This is a genomic window from Xanthomonas sp. WHRI 7945, assembly GCF_035026585.1.
In genome coordinates this window covers 1-16409 of sequence record NZ_JAYIQP010000039.1, presented here as the reverse complement: position 1 = coordinate 16409, position 16409 = coordinate 1, and the positions used below count along the sequence as shown (strand labels likewise).

Genomic DNA, 16409 nt, shown 5'->3' with positions numbered 1-16409 from the left:
TCAGCCGCGACCAGGCGCTATCGGTAACGCCCGGTCGCGGCTGAAGCCGCTCCTACAGGGTGGTGCCGCCAGGCGACGACGCTGGCGGCTCAGCTGTCGCTGTGCCGCGCCGCGGCCTGGGTGGCCGGACGCGGCTGCACGTCCTCGCCCGAGTCGCGTTCGCTCCAGTAGTCCTGGATCTGCAGGATCTGCGGCAGGATCGCGGTGAACAGCGCCACCAGGCGCGGCTCGAACTGGCTGCCGGCCTGCTGCTGGAACAGCTCCATCACCTTGGCCAGCGGCCACGCCTCCTTGTACGGGCGCTGCGTGGTCAGCGCATCGAACACGTCGGCCACGGCCACGATCCGCGCCGATTCGGGAATGCGTTCGCCGGCCAGGCCGGCTGGATAACCGCTGCCGTCCCAATGCTCGTGGTGGTACAGCGCGACTTCGGCGGCGAGCCGGAACAGCGGTGCGCCGCTGCGGCTGAGGATGTCGTAGCCGATCTGCGGATGCCGCTTCATCACCCGCCATTCCTCCGCATCCAGCGGCCCGGGCTTTTTCAGCACCGCGTCGGGGATGCCGATCTTGCCGGTGTCGTGCATCGGCGCGGCTTGCTCGAGCAGGCTGGCGTCCTCGCTCGACCAGCCGGCGGCCACCGCCAGCGCGCGCGCGTAGGCGGCCATGCGCCAGATGTGGGTGCCGGTGTCCGAGTCGCTGTAGTGGCCGGCCATGCCCAGCATGCGGATCGCGTCGCGGTGGCTGCTGGCCAGGCTGGCGGCGCTGACCAGCGACAGGTGGGTGCGCACCCGCGCGCGCAGGATGCTCGGCGAATAGGGCTTGGTGATGTAGTCCACGCCGCCGGCCTCGAAGCCGATGCTCTCGTCTGCGTCCTTGTCCTTGCCGGTGACGAAGATGATCGGGATCGCCGCGGTGCGCGGATCCTGCTTGAGCGTGCGGGCGATGGTGTAGCCGTCCAGATCGGGCAGGTCGACGTCGAGCAGGATCAGCGCGGGGCGGTGCTTGACCACCGCGCGCAAGGCTTCGGCGCCGTTCTTGGCGAAGGTCAGCGCGTAGTCCTCGCGCAGGATCTGCCGGATCAGCGCCAGGTTGCTGGCTTCGTCGTCTACGCACAGGATCGGAGGGTGGGCCATCGTGGTTCCTTGTCGTGTGCACGCCGCTGCGCCCGGACCGGGGCGCAGCGGCGGATGCTATTGGATTGCATCGGCCTGCCAGCGCCTGACTTTAGTTTCGGCCTCGCGGAAGGAAAAGCTTTCCACCAGCTGCAGCAGTTCCGCCGTCATCGCCGCCGGCAGCGACGGCGTCAGGCCGTGCAGCACCCGCTCGACGCGGTCCGGGTCGTCGCTGTCCAGGGCCTGCAGCAGTTGCTGCAGTTGCTGTTGCAGCAGGACCGGGGACGCTGCGCTCTCGCCGACATCCGCGGCGGGGGCGGCCGGCGGCGCCTGCGCGGCGGCGGCCTCGGCCTCGGCCACGAAGCGCTGGATCGCCGCGGCGGTGGCGGCCATGGCCGTGCCCAGCGCCGCGATCGCCGCGCCGGCCTGGGCCGGCGCATCGCTCAGCCGTTCCTCCAGCGCGGCGCTGGCCGCGACCAGCGCCGGCAGCGCCAGCGAACCGGCCGAGCCGCGCAGCTTGTGCACGTAGGAGATCGCCGCTGCCGGCGCCTCCGGGGCCAGCAGCGTGCGCAGCATCGCCGCCGGATCGGGGTTCTCCTGCAGCAGCTTCAGCAGGTAGCGCTGGTAGGGCGCGCGTTCGGTCCACAGGCGCCGCGCCTGGTCGGCGTCGAGCAGCTGCGGGTCGGCGTCGGGCCAGACCTCGGCAGCGACCGCCGGCGGTGGCGGCTCGAGCGGCAGCGGCATGCGCAGCGGCAGGAACTGGCGGATCACCGCGATCAGCTCTTCGACCTGGAAGGGCTTGGCGATGAAGCCGTTCATGCCGCTGGACAGGGCCAGGTCCTGCTGCTGGCGGTAGGCGCCGGCGGTGAGCGCGATCACCGGCAGGTGGGCCAGGCGCGGGTCCTCGCGCAGCAGGCGGGTGGCCTCGTAGCCGTCCAGGGTCGGCATCTGCACGTCCATCAGCACCAGATGGAAGCGGCTGGGATCGCGCCGCAGCCGTTGCAGCGCCTGCTCGCCGTCGTGCGCCAGTTCCACCAGCGCGCCTTCGCCCTCGAGGATGCGCTGTGCGACCTCGCAATTGATCTCGCTGTCGTCGACCACCAGCAGCCGCGCGCCGGCCAGGCGCGGGGTGCCGTCGCCGCTGAGCAAGGGCGCCGGGCCATCGCCGCGGCGCCGCGCCAGCAGCGTGGCGATGGTGCGGTACAGCGCCGAGGCGGTGACCGGCTTGGTCATCACCGCGTCCACGTCGTTGGGCGCGTGCTGCTGTTCCTCCAGCAGGCGGCGCTCGTAGGCGGTGACCATGACGATGATCGGTTGCCGGTCCGGCGCCGATTGCGCGCGGATGCGCTGCGCCACGCTCAGCCCGTCCAGGTCGGGCATGCGCCAGTCGAGCAGGATCACGTCGAAGCTGTCGCGTTCCGGACCGGCCGCGGCGACCGCCGCGGTCCCGCTGGACACCGCTTCCACCTGCCAGCCGAAACCGCTGGCGATGCTGGCCAGGTTGTTGCGCACCAGGTCGTGGTCGTCGGCGATCAGCACCCGGCGCGCCTCCGGGTGCTCCACCTCGGCGGCCGGCGCCGGCAGCACCGCGAAGCTGATCGCGAAATAGAAATCGCTGCCCAGCCCAGGCGTGCTCTGCACCTCCAGCTGGCCGCCCATCAGTTCCACTAGGCGCCGGCTGATGGTCAGGCCCAGGCCGCTGCCGCCGTAGCGGCGGCTGGTGGAGGTGTCGGCCTGCAGGAACGGCGAGAAGATCAGGCTCTGCTTCTCGCGCGCGATGCCGATGCCGGTGTCGCGCACCGAGAAGAACAGCTTGACCTTGCCGGGCTCGGGGCTGGGGAAGCTGCGCACCGACAGCGCCACTTCGCCCTGCTCGGTGAACTTGATGGCGTTGCCGACCAGGTTGATCAGCACCTGGTTCAGGCGCAGCGCGTCGCCGCGCAGCCAGCGGCAGCCGGCCGGCAGCGGCTCGACGATCATCTCCACCGGCTTGGCGCTGATCGCCGAGGTCATCAGCGCGGCGATGTTCTCCAGCAACTGGTTCAGGTCGAACGGTTCCGATTCCAGGTCGATGCGCCCGGATTCGATCTTGGAGAAGTCGAGGATGTCGTTGATGATCTCCAGCAGCGAGCGCGCCGAGGTATCGATCTTCTGGATCATGTCCTTGGCCGCCTGCGGCAGCTCGCTGTGCTGCAGCAGGTACAGCATGCCCAGGATCGCGTTCATCGGCGTGCGGATCTCGTGGCTCATGTTGGCCAGGAAATCGCTCTTGGACTGGTTGGCGGTTTCCGCCGCGTCGATCGCCAGGCGCAGTTCGCGCTCGTGGCGCTTCTGCTCGGTCAGGTCGACCGCGATGCCGAGGTAGCCGATCACCTGGTCGTTGTCGTCGCGCAGCGTGCTCAGGGTCAGCAGCACCGGGAACGGGCGGCCGTCCTTGCTGACGTAGGTCCACTCGCGGGTATCGCTGCGCCCCAGCGTGGACAGCGCGGCCACCGACTCGAACGCCGGCACCACCGCCATGCCCGATTGCGCGGCCATGTGCTCGGCGCGACTGGCCAACTGCTCCGGATCCAGGAACAGGCCGGTGGCCTTGCGTCCGATCATCTCGTGCGCGGCGTAGCCGAGCATGGTCTCGGCGGCGGGGTTGAACAGGGTGATGGTGCCGTCCGGGTCGGTGGCCACGATCGCGTAGCCGGCGTTGGCCAGGATCGTGCGCTGCAGCGCCGAGTAGGTGACCAGTTCGCTGGTGCGCTGCGCCACCTGCTGTTCCAGGGTGGCGTTGAGCTCCAGCACCCGCGCCTCGGCGCGCACCCGTTCGGAGACGTCGTGCAGCAGGTGCGAGTGGCCGACGACGTCGCCGTCGGTGTCCAGGATCGGCGAGGCGCTGGCCAGCGCGCTGACCACGTGGCCGTCGCGATGGCGCAGTTCACGCACCTGCGTGTCGTTGCCGGTGGAATCGCGCACCTGCGCGCCCAGCAAGTCCTGCAGCGGCTGGCCGATGGCCTGGCCCGGGGTGTGGCCGAAGATGCGTTCGGCGGCCGGATTCCAGTGGGTGATGCGGCCGTGCAGGTCTTCGGCCACGATCGCTTCGCTGGTCCCGCCGACCAGCGACGCCAACTGGCTTTGCTCGCGCAGGATCAGGTCGCGCCGATGGCGGCCGGTCAGATACAGGTACAGCAGCGCGGCGAGCAGCAGGGAGATGCCGCCGACCAGGCCGCCGACCAGCAGCGGCGAGGTCTGGTTGAGCGAGCGGACGAAGCCCGGCGTGGCCTGTGCGCTGAGCAGCCAGCGCCGTCCGTAGACCGGCAGGCTGCGCTCGGCGCGCAAGCCCGCGACCGGCGCCCCCGCGGCGGCACCGCGATAGAACGGCTGCGTGCTGTTCTCGCTGTCGGCCAGGGTCAGCAGCAAGTCGTGGGCATGGTTGGGGGAAGACACCAGCACTTCGGCAATGTTGAGCGGGGCATAGGCCCAGCCGGTGGTGGCCTGCCAACGTTGCTCCGGGGTCTGCAACGGCAGGTCTTCGCGGTAGATCGGCAGCAACAGCAGGAACCCACTGTTGCCGACCCCGGGACTCTGCACCAGGCGGATCGGTGCGGTGAGGGTCGGCTTGCCCGAGCGCGCCGCGGCGATCGCCGCCGCGCGCCGCGTCGGCTCGGAGGCGATGTCGAAGCCTTGCGCGGGATTGTTGGCGCGCAGCGGCTGGATATACAGGATCACGAAGCGGTCGCCGTCGTGCGGGGCCAGCTGGCCGATCTGCAGCGACGGCGCCCCGTCGGCACGCGCCTGCTGCAGGAACGCGGCCTCCTCGCTGCGCGCCACCCGGCGGATATAGCCGAAGCCGCGCACGCCGGGAAATTCGCGCCGGTACTCGCGCGAATCGCTGTAGCGTGTGAAGCGTTCGCGGGTGATGCGGTCGCCGCCGGCGGCGATCACCGCGCCGCGCGCGCCGCGCAGGCCGTGTTCGTAGACGTTCATGCGTTGCTGCAGTTCGCCGGTGGCGTGGCTGGTCAGCTCCTGGAAGCGGTCGCGGGCCTGCTGCAGATTGCGTTGCTGCAGGCCGCGTGCGATCAATGCCGCGGCCAGCAACCCGAGCACCAGCACTGCCAGGGCGGCGATGCGCGCCAAACGCGCAGGGCCGGCAGCGGGTGTCCAGTGGTTCTTCGACATGAGCCCCTTTCCTTTGGCGAACGCTGGCGATGCGCAGGCATCGCCGTCCTTCCGCTTATACGGGATATCGGCCTTCACGATTGCAGCGCCGGTCCTGCCCCGACCGTGCGGACCACGCTAGCGCGATCGTTGCCGCCGCACCAGCCCCCATGCAGGGCTGGGGCAACGGTTCAGACCATCATGGAATCAGCGTGACGGCTGCGTGGAGCGCAAGCCCGATCAAGCCGCCGACCAGGGTGCCGTTGAAGCGGATGTACTGCAGGTCGCGGCCCACGCTCAGCTCCAGCTGCTCCACCAGGTGGCGCTCGTCCCAGCCTTTGACGGTCTGCGCGATGTGCTCGGTGACGCCGCTGCGCAGGCGCTGGGTCAGTTTCTCCGCGCCGCCCAGCAGGTGCTGGTTGAGCGCGTCGCGCAGCGCGCTGTCCTGGGCCAGCGACTGCCCGAGCGCGCCCAGCGAGCGTTGCAAATGCTGCACCAGCACACCGTCGCTGCGCGACAGGTCCTCGCGCAGGCTGGCGTGGATCTGCTCCCACAGGCCCTGCACGTAGTCCTGCACGCCGGGGTGCTCGATCAGGCGCTGCTTCATCGCCTGCAGCTTGTCGGCGGTGGCCGGGTCGTTGCGCAGGCGTTGCACATAGCCGCCGAGCCAGCGCTCGTAGTCCTGGCGCAGCGGATGCTGCGGCTGCGACAGCACGTCCTGCAACTCCTCCAGCAACGCATGCGCCAGGCGTTCGGCGAGGGTGTCGGCGATGCCTTCCACTGGCTTGACCCATTCCACCGTGCCGACCAGCTTGGGCCATTCGCGGCGCGCGTACTTGACGATCATCGCCGACACGCGCTGCTTCACCGCCGCGTCGTCCAGGTGCCGGCCGAGCCGGGTCAGCGCTTCGTCGAGCAGGGCCTGGTGGCGGCCGTCGGCGGTGAGCAGGCCGAGGATCTCGCCGGCGGTCGCGGCGGCGTTCCATTCGTGCAGGCGCGCGACCACGAAGCCGTGGATGCGACGCCGCACCGCGGCCTCGTCGAGCAGGTCCAGCGCCTGCAGCGCCCAACCGCGCGCCAGTTCGGCCAGCTTGCCGGCCTGCACCGGTTCGGCCAGCCACTGGCCCAGCCGCGCGGCGGGGTCGAACGCGCTGAGCTTGGACAGCAGCGTCGCCGGCTCCAGGAAATGATCGCGCACGAACACCGCCAGGCTGTCGGCGATGCGGGTCTTGCCGTGCGGGATGATCGCGGTGTGCGGGATCGGCAACCCCAGCGGATGCCGGAACAGCGCCACCACCGCGAACCAGTCGGCCAGCGCGCCGACCGTGGCCGCCTCGCAGAACGCGCCGATCCAGGCCCAGGCGCCGTGCATGCCCATGACGTGGCTGAGCAGGAAGCCGGCCAGCATCGCCAGCAGCAACAGCGCGGCAAGCAGCTTCATGCGCCGCAGCTGCGCGCGGCGCGGATCGGGCGGCATCGACGGGGCGGAGGAAACGCTCATGCCGGCCAGTGTACGCAGCGGCGGGTTAGGCGGATTTCATCGCGTGGGCGAGGGTGGCCACGTGTCGCATGCCAAGTGTTAGAACGATGGCCTTTGCGCATGTCGTCGATGTGCGTGGCGTCTCGGTGGGACGCGGGCGGCGTCCCTGTGGGAGGGACTTCAGTCCCGACGCGGTATTGCCGGAACAAGCCTCGCGACGGGAGTCCTTCCTGCACGTGCTGCACATGGGGCCGATGCGTGGCGGCTGTGCCGGATCAGTCCTGCAGCCGCGCCCGCAACGCCGCCACTTCCTCGCGCAACGTCCTGTTCTCGGCGTCCAGTTCGGCCACGCGCAGGCGCAGCGCGGCCAGTTCCGCGTCGTCGCCTTGCGCCGCGTCGCCCTCGCCGTCCTGCTCGGCCGGGGTTTCGCGCGGCTTGCGTTTGGACTCGCGGGCGCGCTTGGCCGCCTGCTTGAGCTCGTCTTTGCCGGCCCTGGCCGCGGCGCGCTGTTCCTCCTCCGGCAGGCCGGCCACCGCGGCGGCGGCGTTGATCGAGATCGCGCCGGACTTCACCGCCTCCACCACTTCGGCGGTGGCCTGCTTCTGGATCTTCTCGATCTGCACCACCTGGCTGTTGCTGAGTCGCGCGGCGCGCGCCAGGTCGGCACGGCTCAACGGCGCCGGCACCGCTTCGCTGCGCGCGCCGGTCTCGCCGGCGGCGGACGGCGCATCGGCCCAGGGCGCGGCGTCGTCGTGCGCGTCGGTCGTCGCTTCAGCGCCGTCGGCGGACGCCGCAGTCGCAGTGGCGGCACGGCTGCGGCGCTCGGCCAGGATCTCGCGCTTGCGCAGCGCCAGCACGCCGCGCTGGAAATCGGACACGCTGCGCCGGCCCAGGTGTTGGTCGATCATCCACAGGTGCACGTCCTGCAGCGACTGGAAACGGGTGTTCTGCACGGTCTGGAACGGCAGCCCGTGTTTCTGGCAGATGCCGTAGCGGTTGTGCCCGTCGACCAGGATCTCGCCCCACAGCACCAGCGCATCGCGGCAGCCCTCGGCGAGCAGGCTGCGCTCCAGCGCCGCGTATTCGTCGGCGGTGAGCGGATCGATGTAGGCCTTGAGGTCTTCGTTGACGACGATGTTCATCGGGGCAGGGCACGGCATTGCGACAGGGGGCGGCATTGTAGAGACTTGCGCGCGTCCGCGCCGGTCGGTGTGCGGCCGTTGACGCTGTGCCGGACCAGGCACAGAATCCGCACGGCCTGGCGATCGGGGGATCGCGGCCCGGCCGATGGGGACGCGACGATGATCTTGTGGGGCTGGGGCGAGCGCGACGTCGCCTGTGGCATGGAGGAGCGCCAGTTCTGCCCGCGCTGCGAACAGGAGCGCGCGTTCGCGATGCGCCTGCGCTATTCGTACGGGCACTTCTACCACCTGTTCGGATGGGTCCGCGAAAAGCAGTACCAGCTGGTGTGCCCGGTGTGCCATCACGGCTGGCTGCTGAACCAGGCCAGCGCCGAAAGCCTGCTGCAGGCCGTGCCGATCCCGTTCCACCAGCGCTGGGGATGGCTGGTGATGCTGGTGCTGTCGGTGCTCGTCGCGGCGGCGGTGTTGCTGCGCGGTGGCGACGCCTAGCGGGCGCGCCAAACCGCCTTCGCCGGCACCGCGCGCGTTCTGCTGTAATGCGCGGCCCTCTGCCGCCGATGCTTCGCCATGCCCGTTTCCGCAACCGCACGCCGCCGTCTGTGGTTGACCGCCGCCATCGTGGCGACGATCGCCGCCGGGTTGGCGTCGCGGCACTTCCCGTGGCTGCTGCCGTCGTGGCTGGGCAAGTTTCCCGGCGATGCGTTGTGGGCGCTGATGGTCTACCTCGGCCTGGCGTGGCTCGCGCCGCGCGCGCGGCCGCTGCGCCTGGCGGTTGTGGCATTGGCCGTGTGCTGGCTGGTGGAGGCGTCGCAGCTGTACCGCGCGCCCTGGCTCGATGCGCTGCGCGCCACCACGCTGGGGCATCTTGCCTTGGGCTCGACGTTCGTGTGGCTGGACCTGCTCGCCTATACGCTGGGCGTGGCCGCCGGCGCATGGCTCGATCGGTGCTGCGCGCGCCGATGAAGGCGGTCCAGAGAGGACGCCACGGTCTGCAGGATCCGCAATTCGGTCGTGGCCGGTTTGCCGACTGGCGAGAACCGGGAAGCGCAGGCGAGAAAGCCGCCGGCGCGTTCTCGCCGCGGTCGTCTGCGCGGCGAGCAGAAAGGGCAGGGCCGCTGCGCCAGCGCGCAACGGCCGCAGCGCTCAGTCGACCACCACCTCGCTGATCTGCATCACCGGGGCCAGGTCGGTGTAGTTCTTGATGTCGCCGAGGATCTCGTCGGCATGCGGGCCGAAGCCGGCCTGGAACGTCTCCACCGAGTCGCTGAAGATATGGCACATGCCGACGTAGGTGGGGTCGCTGCCGGGGGCGCCGCCGGACAGGCCCTTGTCCACGGTGTAGCGCCTGCACGCCTCGCCCATGCGCGCCTGCAACAGCGGCATGTGCGTGTCGCGGTAGTAGTCGTGGTCGAAACGGGCGCCTGGCGTGTACGGGTACATCACGCTTACCTTGATCATCGTGCTGCTCCTGTCGGTGATACCGCGAAGGTCGGCCACCGCGGGGTCTGGCCGGCGCTGGCGCAAGGCTAGCACCGGGTGCCGGTGGCGATAAGTGCCGCGGGTCAGGCCCAGGCGAGGTGATGGCCGCCGGGGCCGGTCCACACGATCCGCAGGAACGCGCCGCTCAGCAGGCCGCGCTCGCGCAGGTGCGCGAACACCTCCGCCGGGCACCATTCTCTGCCGTCGGCAAAGGCCACGCCCAGGGCACGCAACGCTGCGAACGCGCTTGCCTTGTGCGCGTCGTCGACGACCTGCAGCAGCCACGCGTCGGGCTGCGCCGCGGCGAATCCAAGCGCGGCCAACGCGTCGTGCAGCCGCCGATCCGGCAGCCTGACCCGGATCGCAGTGCCGTCGGCTTTTTCCACATAGGCGACGGCCGGCTCATCCATCGCGCGGCGACGCTCCTGCGGCATGGCGGCGCCCGGCGCTTTTCGCCAGGCAACGGGCATGCAACCTGGTGGCCGGGCTGCGCCTCATTGCATCGTTGGCATCGCGAACTCGGCATCGCGCGCGGCCGCCGGCCAGCGTGCGGTGACGGTCTTGAGCCGGGTGTAGAAGCGCACCCCGTCCGGGCCGTGCACGTGCAGCGGCCCGAACAGCGAGCGCTTCCAGCCGCCAAAGCTGTGGAACGCCATCGGCACCGGGATCGGTACGTTGATCCCGACCATGCCGGCCTGCACGCGCCGGGCGAAGGCGCGCGCGGCGCCGCCGTCGCGGGTGAACACCGCCGCACCGTTGCCGTATTCGTGCGCATCGATTAGCTGCAGCGCGGCCTCGGCGTCGGCCACGCGGACCACGCACAGCACCGGGCCGAAGATCTCTTCGCGGTAGATGCGCATGTCGGCGCGCACGCGGTCGAACAGGCTGCCGCCGAGGAAGAAACCCTCGGCCACCGCCGGCGTGTTCGCGGCGCGGCCGTCGACCACCAGCGTGGCGCCGTCGGCCACGCCGCTGTCGATGTAGCCGCGCACGCGCTCGCGGTGCGCGGCACTGATCAGCGGGCCCATGTCCGGTTCGTCGGCGCCGGCGCCGAGCGTCAGCGCGGCCACGCGCGGCGCCAGCCTGGCGACCAGCGCATCGGCCACCGCATCGCCCACGCACACCGCCACCGAGATCGCCATGCAGCGTTCGCCGGCCGAACCGTAGCCAGCGCCGAGCAGGGCGGACACCACGTCGTCCAGATCGGCGTCGGGCAGCACCACCAGGTGGTTCTTGGCCCCGCCCAGCGCCTGCACGCGCTTGCCCAACGCACTGCCGCGCGCGTACAGGTCGGCGGCGACCGGGGTGGAGCCGACGAAGCTCAGCGCCTGCACCTGCGGGTGCGCGAGCAGCGCATCCACCGCCGGCTTGGCGCCGTGCACCACGTTGCACACGCCGTCCGGCAGGCCGGCCTCGTGCAGCCACTCGGCCAGCAGCAGCGAGGCGGACGGATCGCGTTCGGAGGGTTTGAGCACGAAGCTGTTGCCGCAGGCCAGCGCCACCGGCAGCATCCACAGCGGCACCATCGCCGGGAAATTGAACGGGGTGACGCCAGCGACCACGCCCAGCGGCGCGTACTCGCTCCACGAATCGACGCCGCGGCCGACATCGACCGAATGCTCGCCCTTGAGCAGGTGCGGAATGCCGCAGGCGAACTCCACCACCTCCATGCCGCGGGTGACTTCGCCGCGCGCGTCGGACACCACCTTGCCGTGCTCGGCACTGATGCAGCGGGCGAGGGCGTCGGCATGCCGTTCGAGCAGCTCGCGGAAGCGGAATATCACCCGTGCGCGCTGCAACGGCGGGGTGGCGGCCCAGGCCGGGAATGCCTGCGCGGCGGCGGCGACCGCGGCATCGACCTCGCGCGCGCCGCCCAGCGGCACGCGCCGCGCCACCGCGCCGCTGGCCGGGTCGAACACCTCGGCATGCTCGCCGCCGTCGAAATCGACGCGGCGCCCGCCGATGTAGTGGGACAGGGACTCGCTCATGGTCGGCACTCCTCCAAGGTCAGCCCAACGCGTCCAGCGGCCGCACGAACTCCTGCCCGAGCGCCTGCGCCACCGCGCGGTGGGTGAGCTTGCCGGCGTGGACGTTGAGGCCGTTGCGCAGGTCCTGGTCGTCGCGCAGCGCCTGCAGGCCGTGTTCGGCCAGCTGCAGCACGAACGGCAAGGTCGCGTTGGTCAGGGCGAAGGTGGAGGTGCGCGCCACGCCGCCGGGCATGTTGGCCACGCAGTAGTGGACGATGCCGTCGACCTCGTAGGTCGGCTGCTGGTGGGTGGTGGCGTGGCTGGTCTCGAAGCAGCCGCCCTGGTCGATCGCCACGTCGACCAGCACCGAGCCCGGCCGCAGCAGCGCCAGCTGCGCGCGCGACACCAGCTTGGGCGCGGCGGCGCCGGGGATCAGCACCGCGCCGATCACCAGGTCGGTGTGCGGCAGGCATTGCTCGATCGCGTCGCGGGTGGAATACAGCGTGGTCAGCTGGTGGCCGTACAGTTCGTCCAGGTACTTGAGCCGTTCCAGCGAGCGGTCCAGCACCGTCACCCGCGCATGCAGGCCCATCGCCATGCGCGCGGCGTTGATGCCGACCACGCCGCCGCCGATCACCAGCACTTCGGCCGGCTTGACCCCGGGCACGCCGCCGAGCAACACGCCCGAGCCGCCCTGCGCCTTCTCCAGCGCGTGCGCGCCGGCCTGGATCGCCATGCGCCCGGCGACCTCGCTCATCGGCGCCAGCAACGGCAGGCCGCCATGGCCGTCGGTGACGGTCTCGTAGGCGATCGCGGTGCAACCGGAGCGCAGCAGCGCGCTGGCCTGCGCCGGGTCCGGCGCCAGGTGCAGATAGGTGAACAGCAACTGCCCCGGGCGCAGCAGCGCGCATTCGTCCGGCTGTGGTTCTTTGACCTTGACGATCATGTCGGCCTGCGCGAACACGCTCGCCGCGTCGTCGGCCAGGCGCGCGCCGGCGCGTTCGTAGTCGGCATCGGTCAGGCCGATGGCCTGGCCGCCGTCGCGCTGCACCAGCACCTGGTGCCCGTGCAGCACCAGTTCGCGGACTCCGGCCGGGGTCAGCCCGATCCGGTATTCGTGGTTCTTGATCTCTTTCGGGACGCCGACCAGCATGAGCGGTTCTCCAGGCATGCGGCGCGCGTGGGGAGCGCGGAGCGGTTGGGTTGGGGCGGATTGGATAGGGCCGATCAGGGCGTGCTGCGGATCATGTCGGCGAGCACCGCGAAGATGCGGTCGATGTGTTCGCGCTCCACGATCAGCGGCGGCGACAGCGCGATGGTGTCGCCGGTGACGCGGATCAGCAGGTCGCCCTCGTGGAAGCAGCGCTCGAAGATCTCGTAGCCGCGCGCGCCGGGCGCATCCTTGCGCGGCGCCAGTTCGATCGCGCCGATCAGGCCGAAGTTGCGGATGTCGACGACGTGCGGCAGGTCCTTCAGCGCATGGATCGCCTGCTGCCAATAGCCGCCCAGTTCGATCGCCTTGTCGAACAGGTTCTCCTCCGCATAGGTGTCCAGCGTCGCCAGCGCCGCGGCGCAGGCCAGCGGATGACCGGAGTAGGTATAGCCGTGGAACAGGTCGATGGCGCCGGCCGGGCCGTGCGCGAAGGCGTCGTGGATCGCGTGCGAGACGAATACCGCGCCCATCGGCACGCAGCCGTTGGTCAGTCCCTTGGCGGTCGTCATCAGGTCCGGGGTGACGCCGAAGCGCTGCGCGGCGAAGGCCTTGCCGACGCGGCCGAAGCCGGTGATCACCTCGTCGAAGATCAGCACGATGCCGTGCTTGTCGCACAGTTCGCGGATGCGCTGCAGGTAGCCGTGCGGCGGCAGCACCACGCCGGCCGAGCCGGAGATCGGCTCGATGATCAGCGCGGCGATGGTCGAGGCGTCGTGCAGTGCGACCAGCCGCTCCAGGTCCTCGGCCAGTTCCGCGCCGTGCGCCGGCAGCCCTTGCGAGAAGGCGTTGCGCTCGATGTCCAGCGTGTGTCGCAGATGGTCCACGCCGGGCAGCAGTGGGCCGTACCACTTGCGGTTGTTGGGCAGCCCGCCGACCGAGATGCCGCCGAAGCCGACCCCGTGGTAGCCCTTCTCGCGGCCGAGGAAGCGGGTGCGCTGGCCTTCGCCGCGGGCGCGGTGGTAGGCCAGTGCGATCTTCATCGCGGTGTCCACCGATTCGGAGCCGGAGTTGGTGTAGAACACGTGGTCCAGGCCGGTCGGGGCCAGTGCGACCAGGCGCTCGGCGAGCACGAACGGCAGCGGCGAGCCCATCTGGAAGGTCGGCGCGAAATCCAGCGTGGCGATCTGCCTGGATACCGCCTCGACGATGCGCGGCCGCGCGTGCCCGGCGTTGCAGCACCACAGCCCGGCGGTGCCGTCGAGAACCTGTCGGCCGTCCACGCTGCGGTAGTACATGCCCTCGGCCGAGGCCAGCAGCCGCGGCCGCGCCTTGAACTGGCGGTTGGCGGTGAACGGCATCCAGAACGCCTCCATGGCGTCCGGCGCCTGCGTGGCCTGGGCGGCGTAGTGGTCGGCCAGCGCCTGGGAGGAGGGGGGCGACTGAGGGCGCATCACAGGCTCCACGCAAGAGAAGTGTTGAAAAAACTTTACACCAACCGGAGCCGCGGTGGCGGCCGGGCCGCGTCTGCGCCACCGCCCGCAACGCAGGCCACTGCGCGGCGCGAACCCACGCATCAGCGCCAGGGTACGCCGGTCCGGCCGGATCGGCCGGTCGCGACGCGCGGCGCGCAAATTGACCGCGAGGAGCGGCTGTGTAAAGTATCCGGCAACACCCTCCAGGCCTTCCTCATCACGCGATGGATATCGGCGCCCGCCTGCATCGGGTTCGCACCGCCCACGGGCTGAGCCAGCGCGAGTTGGCCAAGCGCGTGGGCGTGACCAACAGCACCATCTCGCTGATCGAGCAGAACAAGGTCAGCCCGTCGGTGAGTTCGCTGAAGAAGGTGCTGGACGGCATCCCGATCTCGCTGGCCGATTTCTTCACCCAGGACCTGGACATCGGCGCGGCCGATGCGCCGTTCTACCGCACCGACGAATTGCCAGACGTGGGCAGCGACGGCATCCACTACTACCTGGTCGGGCAACACCGTCCGCAGCGGCAGATGTGCATCCTGCGCGAGGTGATGCCGCCCGGCAGCGACACCGGCGCCGCGATGCTGGTGCACGAGGGCGAGGAAGGCGGGGTGGTGGTGGCCGGCGAAGTGGAGATCACCGTCGGCGCGCAGGTGCGGGTGCTGCGCGCCGGCGAAGGCTACTATTTCGAAAGCCGGGTGCCGCATCGGTTCCGCAACGTCGGCAGCGACGCGGCGGTGATCGTCAGCGCCAATACCCCGGCCACGTTCTGAGCGGCGCGTGCGCCCGGCCGCGCTCGCACGACTTCAACATCCGTTCCTTCTTTCCGATCCGGAGCTCCCGATGAACGCACCCCGCACCCGCGACGCATGGCAGGCGATGGCCGCCGCGCTGCACCTGCGCACCCAGGCCTTCATCGACGGTCGCTACGTCGATGCGGCCAGCGGCAAGACCTTCGATTGCATCAGCCCGATCGACGGCCGCGTGCTCGGCCAGGTCGCCGACGGCGGCGCGGAGGACATCGAACGCGCGGTCGCCGCGGCGCGGCGCAGCTTCGACGCCGGGCGCTGGTCGCAGGCCAAGCCGGCGCAGCGCAAGAAGACCCTGCTCAAGCTGGCGCAGCTGGTCGAGCAGCATGCCGACGAACTGGCGCTGCTGGAATCGCTGGACATGGGCAAGCCGGTGCGCGATGCGCGCAGCGTGGACGTGGCGGCGACGGTGCGCTGCCTGGCCTGGACCGGCGAGGCGCTGGACAAGGTCTACGGCGAGGTGGCGCCGACCGGGCACGACGAACTGGGCCTGATCACCCGCGAACCGCTGGGCGTGGTCGGCGCGATCGTGCCGTGGAATTTTCCGCTGCTGATGGCGGCGTGGAAGATCGCCCCGGCGCTGGCCGCGGGCAACTCGGTGGTGCTCAAGCCCTCGGAGAAATCGCCGCTGAGCGCGCTGCGCCTGGCCGAACTGGTGGCCGAAGCCGGCATCCCCGACGGCGTGTTCAACGTGGTGCCCGGGTTCGGCAAGAGCGCCGGCGAGCCGCTGGCGCTGCACATGGACGTGGACGGGCTGGTGTTCACCGGATCCACCGCGGTCGGCAAGCGCCTGCTGCAATGCGCCGGGTTGTCGAACATGAAGCGTGCCTACATGGAATGCGGCGGCAAGAGCCCGAACCTGGTGTTCGCCGACGCGCCGGACCTGGAACAGGCGGCGCAGGCCGCGGCCGGCGCGATCTTCTACAACCAGGGCGAGGTCTGCACCGCGGCGTCGCGGCTGCTGGTGGAGCGCTCGATCAAGGACGAATTCGTCGCCCGCGTGGTCGCCGCCGGGCGCGCGCTGCAGCCGCGGCATCCGTTCGACGACGACGCGGCGATGGGCGCGCTGGTGGACGAGGCGCAGACCAACCGCGTGCTCGACTACATCGCCCGCGGCAGCGAGGAAGGCGCGCGGCTGCTGCTCGGCGGCAAGCGCGTGGACGTGGTGGCCGGCGGTTGCTACGTGGAGCCGACGATCTTCGACGAGGTCGGCCACGAGGACACCATCGCCCGCGAGGAGATCTTCGGCCCGGTGCTGTCGGTGATCGCCTTCGACGACGAAGCGCACGCGCTGCGCATGGCCAACGACAGCGACTACGGCCTGGCGGCCGGCGTCTGGACCCGTGACATCGGCCGCGCGCACCGCGTGGCGCGCAAGCTGCGCGCCGGCAGCGTGTGGGTCAACTACTGGGACGGCGGCGACATGACCGCCCCGTTCGGCGGCTACAAGCAATCGGGCAACGGCCGCGACAAGTCGCTGCATGCGTTCGACAAGTACACGGAGATGAAGGCGACTTGGATCAATTTGGCCGTTTAGTTCGGGACTCGGGACTCGGGACTCGGGATTTTCGCAAGTTTGCAGCTTTCGCGCTTTTCTGTAGGAGGGGCTTTAGCCCCGACGCCTTACCGATAACGCGTCGGGGCTAAAG

General features: G+C 70.5%; 13 protein-coding genes. 4 read left to right on the top strand and 9 right to left on the bottom strand.

Features of this window, described 5'->3' with window-relative positions; all coding sequences use genetic code 11:
• Nucleotides 1-89 precede the first annotated feature (89 nt).
• From VDQ83_RS18370 to VDQ83_RS18355, 4 genes are all read right to left on the bottom strand, one after another.
• Nucleotides 90-1133, bottom strand: a complete 1044-nt coding sequence (locus VDQ83_RS18370) for an HD domain-containing phosphohydrolase (RefSeq protein ID WP_309917362.1) — start codon at nt 1131-1133, stop codon at nt 90-92.
• Nucleotides 1134-1190: 57 nt separating this feature from the next.
• Nucleotides 1191-5279 carry a CHASE domain-containing protein gene (locus VDQ83_RS18365; protein WP_455435988.1) on the bottom strand — a complete coding sequence of 1363 codons (4089 nt, stop codon included), beginning with the start codon at nt 5277-5279 and terminating at the stop codon, nt 1191-1193.
• A gap of 178 nt (nt 5280-5457) precedes the next feature.
• The gene (locus VDQ83_RS18360; protein ID WP_455435989.1) at nt 5458-6735 is read right to left on the bottom strand and encodes a DUF445 domain-containing protein; all 1278 of its coding nucleotides are present in this window, start codon (nt 6733-6735) and stop codon (nt 5458-5460) included.
• A gap of 278 nt (nt 6736-7013) precedes the next feature.
• Nucleotides 7014-7880, bottom strand: a complete 867-nt coding sequence (locus VDQ83_RS18355; protein ID WP_455435987.1) for a plasmid replication/partition related protein — start codon at nt 7878-7880, stop codon at nt 7014-7016.
• 159 nt (nt 7881-8039) lie between these two features.
• On the opposite strand from VDQ83_RS18355, the gene VDQ83_RS18350 reads away from it, so the two are divergent.
• Both VDQ83_RS18350 and VDQ83_RS18345 read left to right on the top strand, forming a co-directional pair.
• On the top strand, nt 8040-8369 hold the full coding sequence (locus tag VDQ83_RS18350) for a hypothetical protein (RefSeq protein WP_455435986.1): 330 nt from the start codon (nt 8040-8042) through the stop codon (nt 8367-8369).
• Nucleotides 8370-8447: 78 nt separating this feature from the next.
• Entirely contained in the window at nt 8448-8843 is a 396-nt protein-coding gene (locus tag VDQ83_RS18345; protein ID WP_455435985.1) for a ribosomal maturation YjgA family protein, read from the top strand.
• 180 nt (nt 8844-9023) lie between these two features.
• Here VDQ83_RS18345 and VDQ83_RS18340 read toward each other — a convergent pair whose 3' ends face one another.
• From VDQ83_RS18340 to VDQ83_RS18320, 5 genes are all read right to left on the bottom strand, one after another.
• Nucleotides 9024-9338, bottom strand: coding sequence for an EthD family reductase (locus tag VDQ83_RS18340; protein ID WP_455435984.1), 315 nt, complete (start codon nt 9336-9338; stop codon nt 9024-9026).
• Nucleotides 9339-9442: 104 nt separating this feature from the next.
• The gene (locus VDQ83_RS18335) at nt 9443-9829 is read right to left on the bottom strand and encodes a hypothetical protein (RefSeq protein WP_455435983.1); all 387 of its coding nucleotides are present in this window, start codon (nt 9827-9829) and stop codon (nt 9443-9445) included.
• Between the two features lie 24 nt (nt 9830-9853).
• Nucleotides 9854-11347: a CoA-acylating methylmalonate-semialdehyde dehydrogenase gene (locus VDQ83_RS18330; protein WP_455435982.1), complete on the bottom strand. Its 1494-nt coding sequence runs from the start codon at nt 11345-11347 to the stop codon at nt 9854-9856.
• Between the two features lie 19 nt (nt 11348-11366).
• Complete coding sequence (gene ald, locus VDQ83_RS18325; RefSeq protein WP_455435981.1) at nt 11367-12479, bottom strand: alanine dehydrogenase; 1113 nt, start codon at nt 12477-12479, stop codon at nt 11367-11369.
• A gap of 74 nt (nt 12480-12553) precedes the next feature.
• A complete protein-coding gene (locus VDQ83_RS18320) occupies nt 12554-13942 on the bottom strand; it encodes an aminotransferase class III-fold pyridoxal phosphate-dependent enzyme (RefSeq protein ID WP_455435980.1) in 1389 nt (462 codons plus the stop codon).
• Between the two features lie 233 nt (nt 13943-14175).
• Between VDQ83_RS18320 and VDQ83_RS18315 the strand changes: the two genes are divergently transcribed.
• Complete coding sequence (locus VDQ83_RS18315) at nt 14176-14724, top strand: cupin domain-containing protein (RefSeq protein WP_309917343.1); 549 nt, start codon at nt 14176-14178, stop codon at nt 14722-14724.
• Between the two features lie 70 nt (nt 14725-14794).
• A complete protein-coding gene (locus VDQ83_RS18310) occupies nt 14795-16297 on the top strand; it encodes an aldehyde dehydrogenase (protein ID WP_455435979.1) in 1503 nt (500 codons plus the stop codon).
• Nucleotides 16298-16409: the final 112 nt, after the last annotated feature.

Excerpts from the sequence above, each read along its gene's own strand:
- VDQ83_RS18330 (WP_455435982.1), bottom strand. The coding sequence starts at position 11,347 with ATGAGCGAGTCCCTGTCCCACTACATCGGCGGGCGCCGCGTCGATTTC.
- VDQ83_RS18340 (WP_455435984.1), bottom strand. The coding sequence starts at position 9,338 with ATGATCAAGGTAAGCGTGATGTACCCGTACACGCCAGGCGCCCGTTTC.
- VDQ83_RS18345 (WP_455435985.1), top strand. The coding sequence starts at position 8,448 with ATGCCCGTTTCCGCAACCGCACGCCGCCGTCTGTGGTTGACCGCCGCC.
- VDQ83_RS18360 (WP_455435989.1), bottom strand. The coding sequence starts at position 6,735 with ATGCCGCCCGATCCGCGCCGCGCGCAGCTGCGGCGCATGAAGCTGCTT.
- VDQ83_RS18335 (WP_455435983.1), bottom strand. The coding sequence starts at position 9,829 with ATGCCCGTTGCCTGGCGAAAAGCGCCGGGCGCCGCCATGCCGCAGGAG.
- VDQ83_RS18370 (WP_309917362.1), bottom strand. The coding sequence starts at position 1,133 with ATGGCCCACCCTCCGATCCTGTGCGTAGACGACGAAGCCAGCAACCTG.
- VDQ83_RS18310 (WP_455435979.1), top strand. The coding sequence starts at position 14,795 with ATGAACGCACCCCGCACCCGCGACGCATGGCAGGCGATGGCCGCCGCG.
- VDQ83_RS18315 (WP_309917343.1), top strand. The coding sequence starts at position 14,176 with ATGGATATCGGCGCCCGCCTGCATCGGGTTCGCACCGCCCACGGGCTG.
- VDQ83_RS18350 (WP_455435986.1), top strand. The coding sequence starts at position 8,040 with ATGATCTTGTGGGGCTGGGGCGAGCGCGACGTCGCCTGTGGCATGGAG.
- VDQ83_RS18365 (WP_455435988.1), bottom strand. The coding sequence starts at position 5,279 with ATGTCGAAGAACCACTGGACACCCGCTGCCGGCCCTGCGCGTTTGGCG.
- VDQ83_RS18355 (WP_455435987.1), bottom strand. The coding sequence starts at position 7,880 with ATGAACATCGTCGTCAACGAAGACCTCAAGGCCTACATCGATCCGCTC.
- ald (WP_455435981.1), bottom strand. The coding sequence starts at position 12,479 with ATGCTGGTCGGCGTCCCGAAAGAGATCAAGAACCACGAATACCGGATC.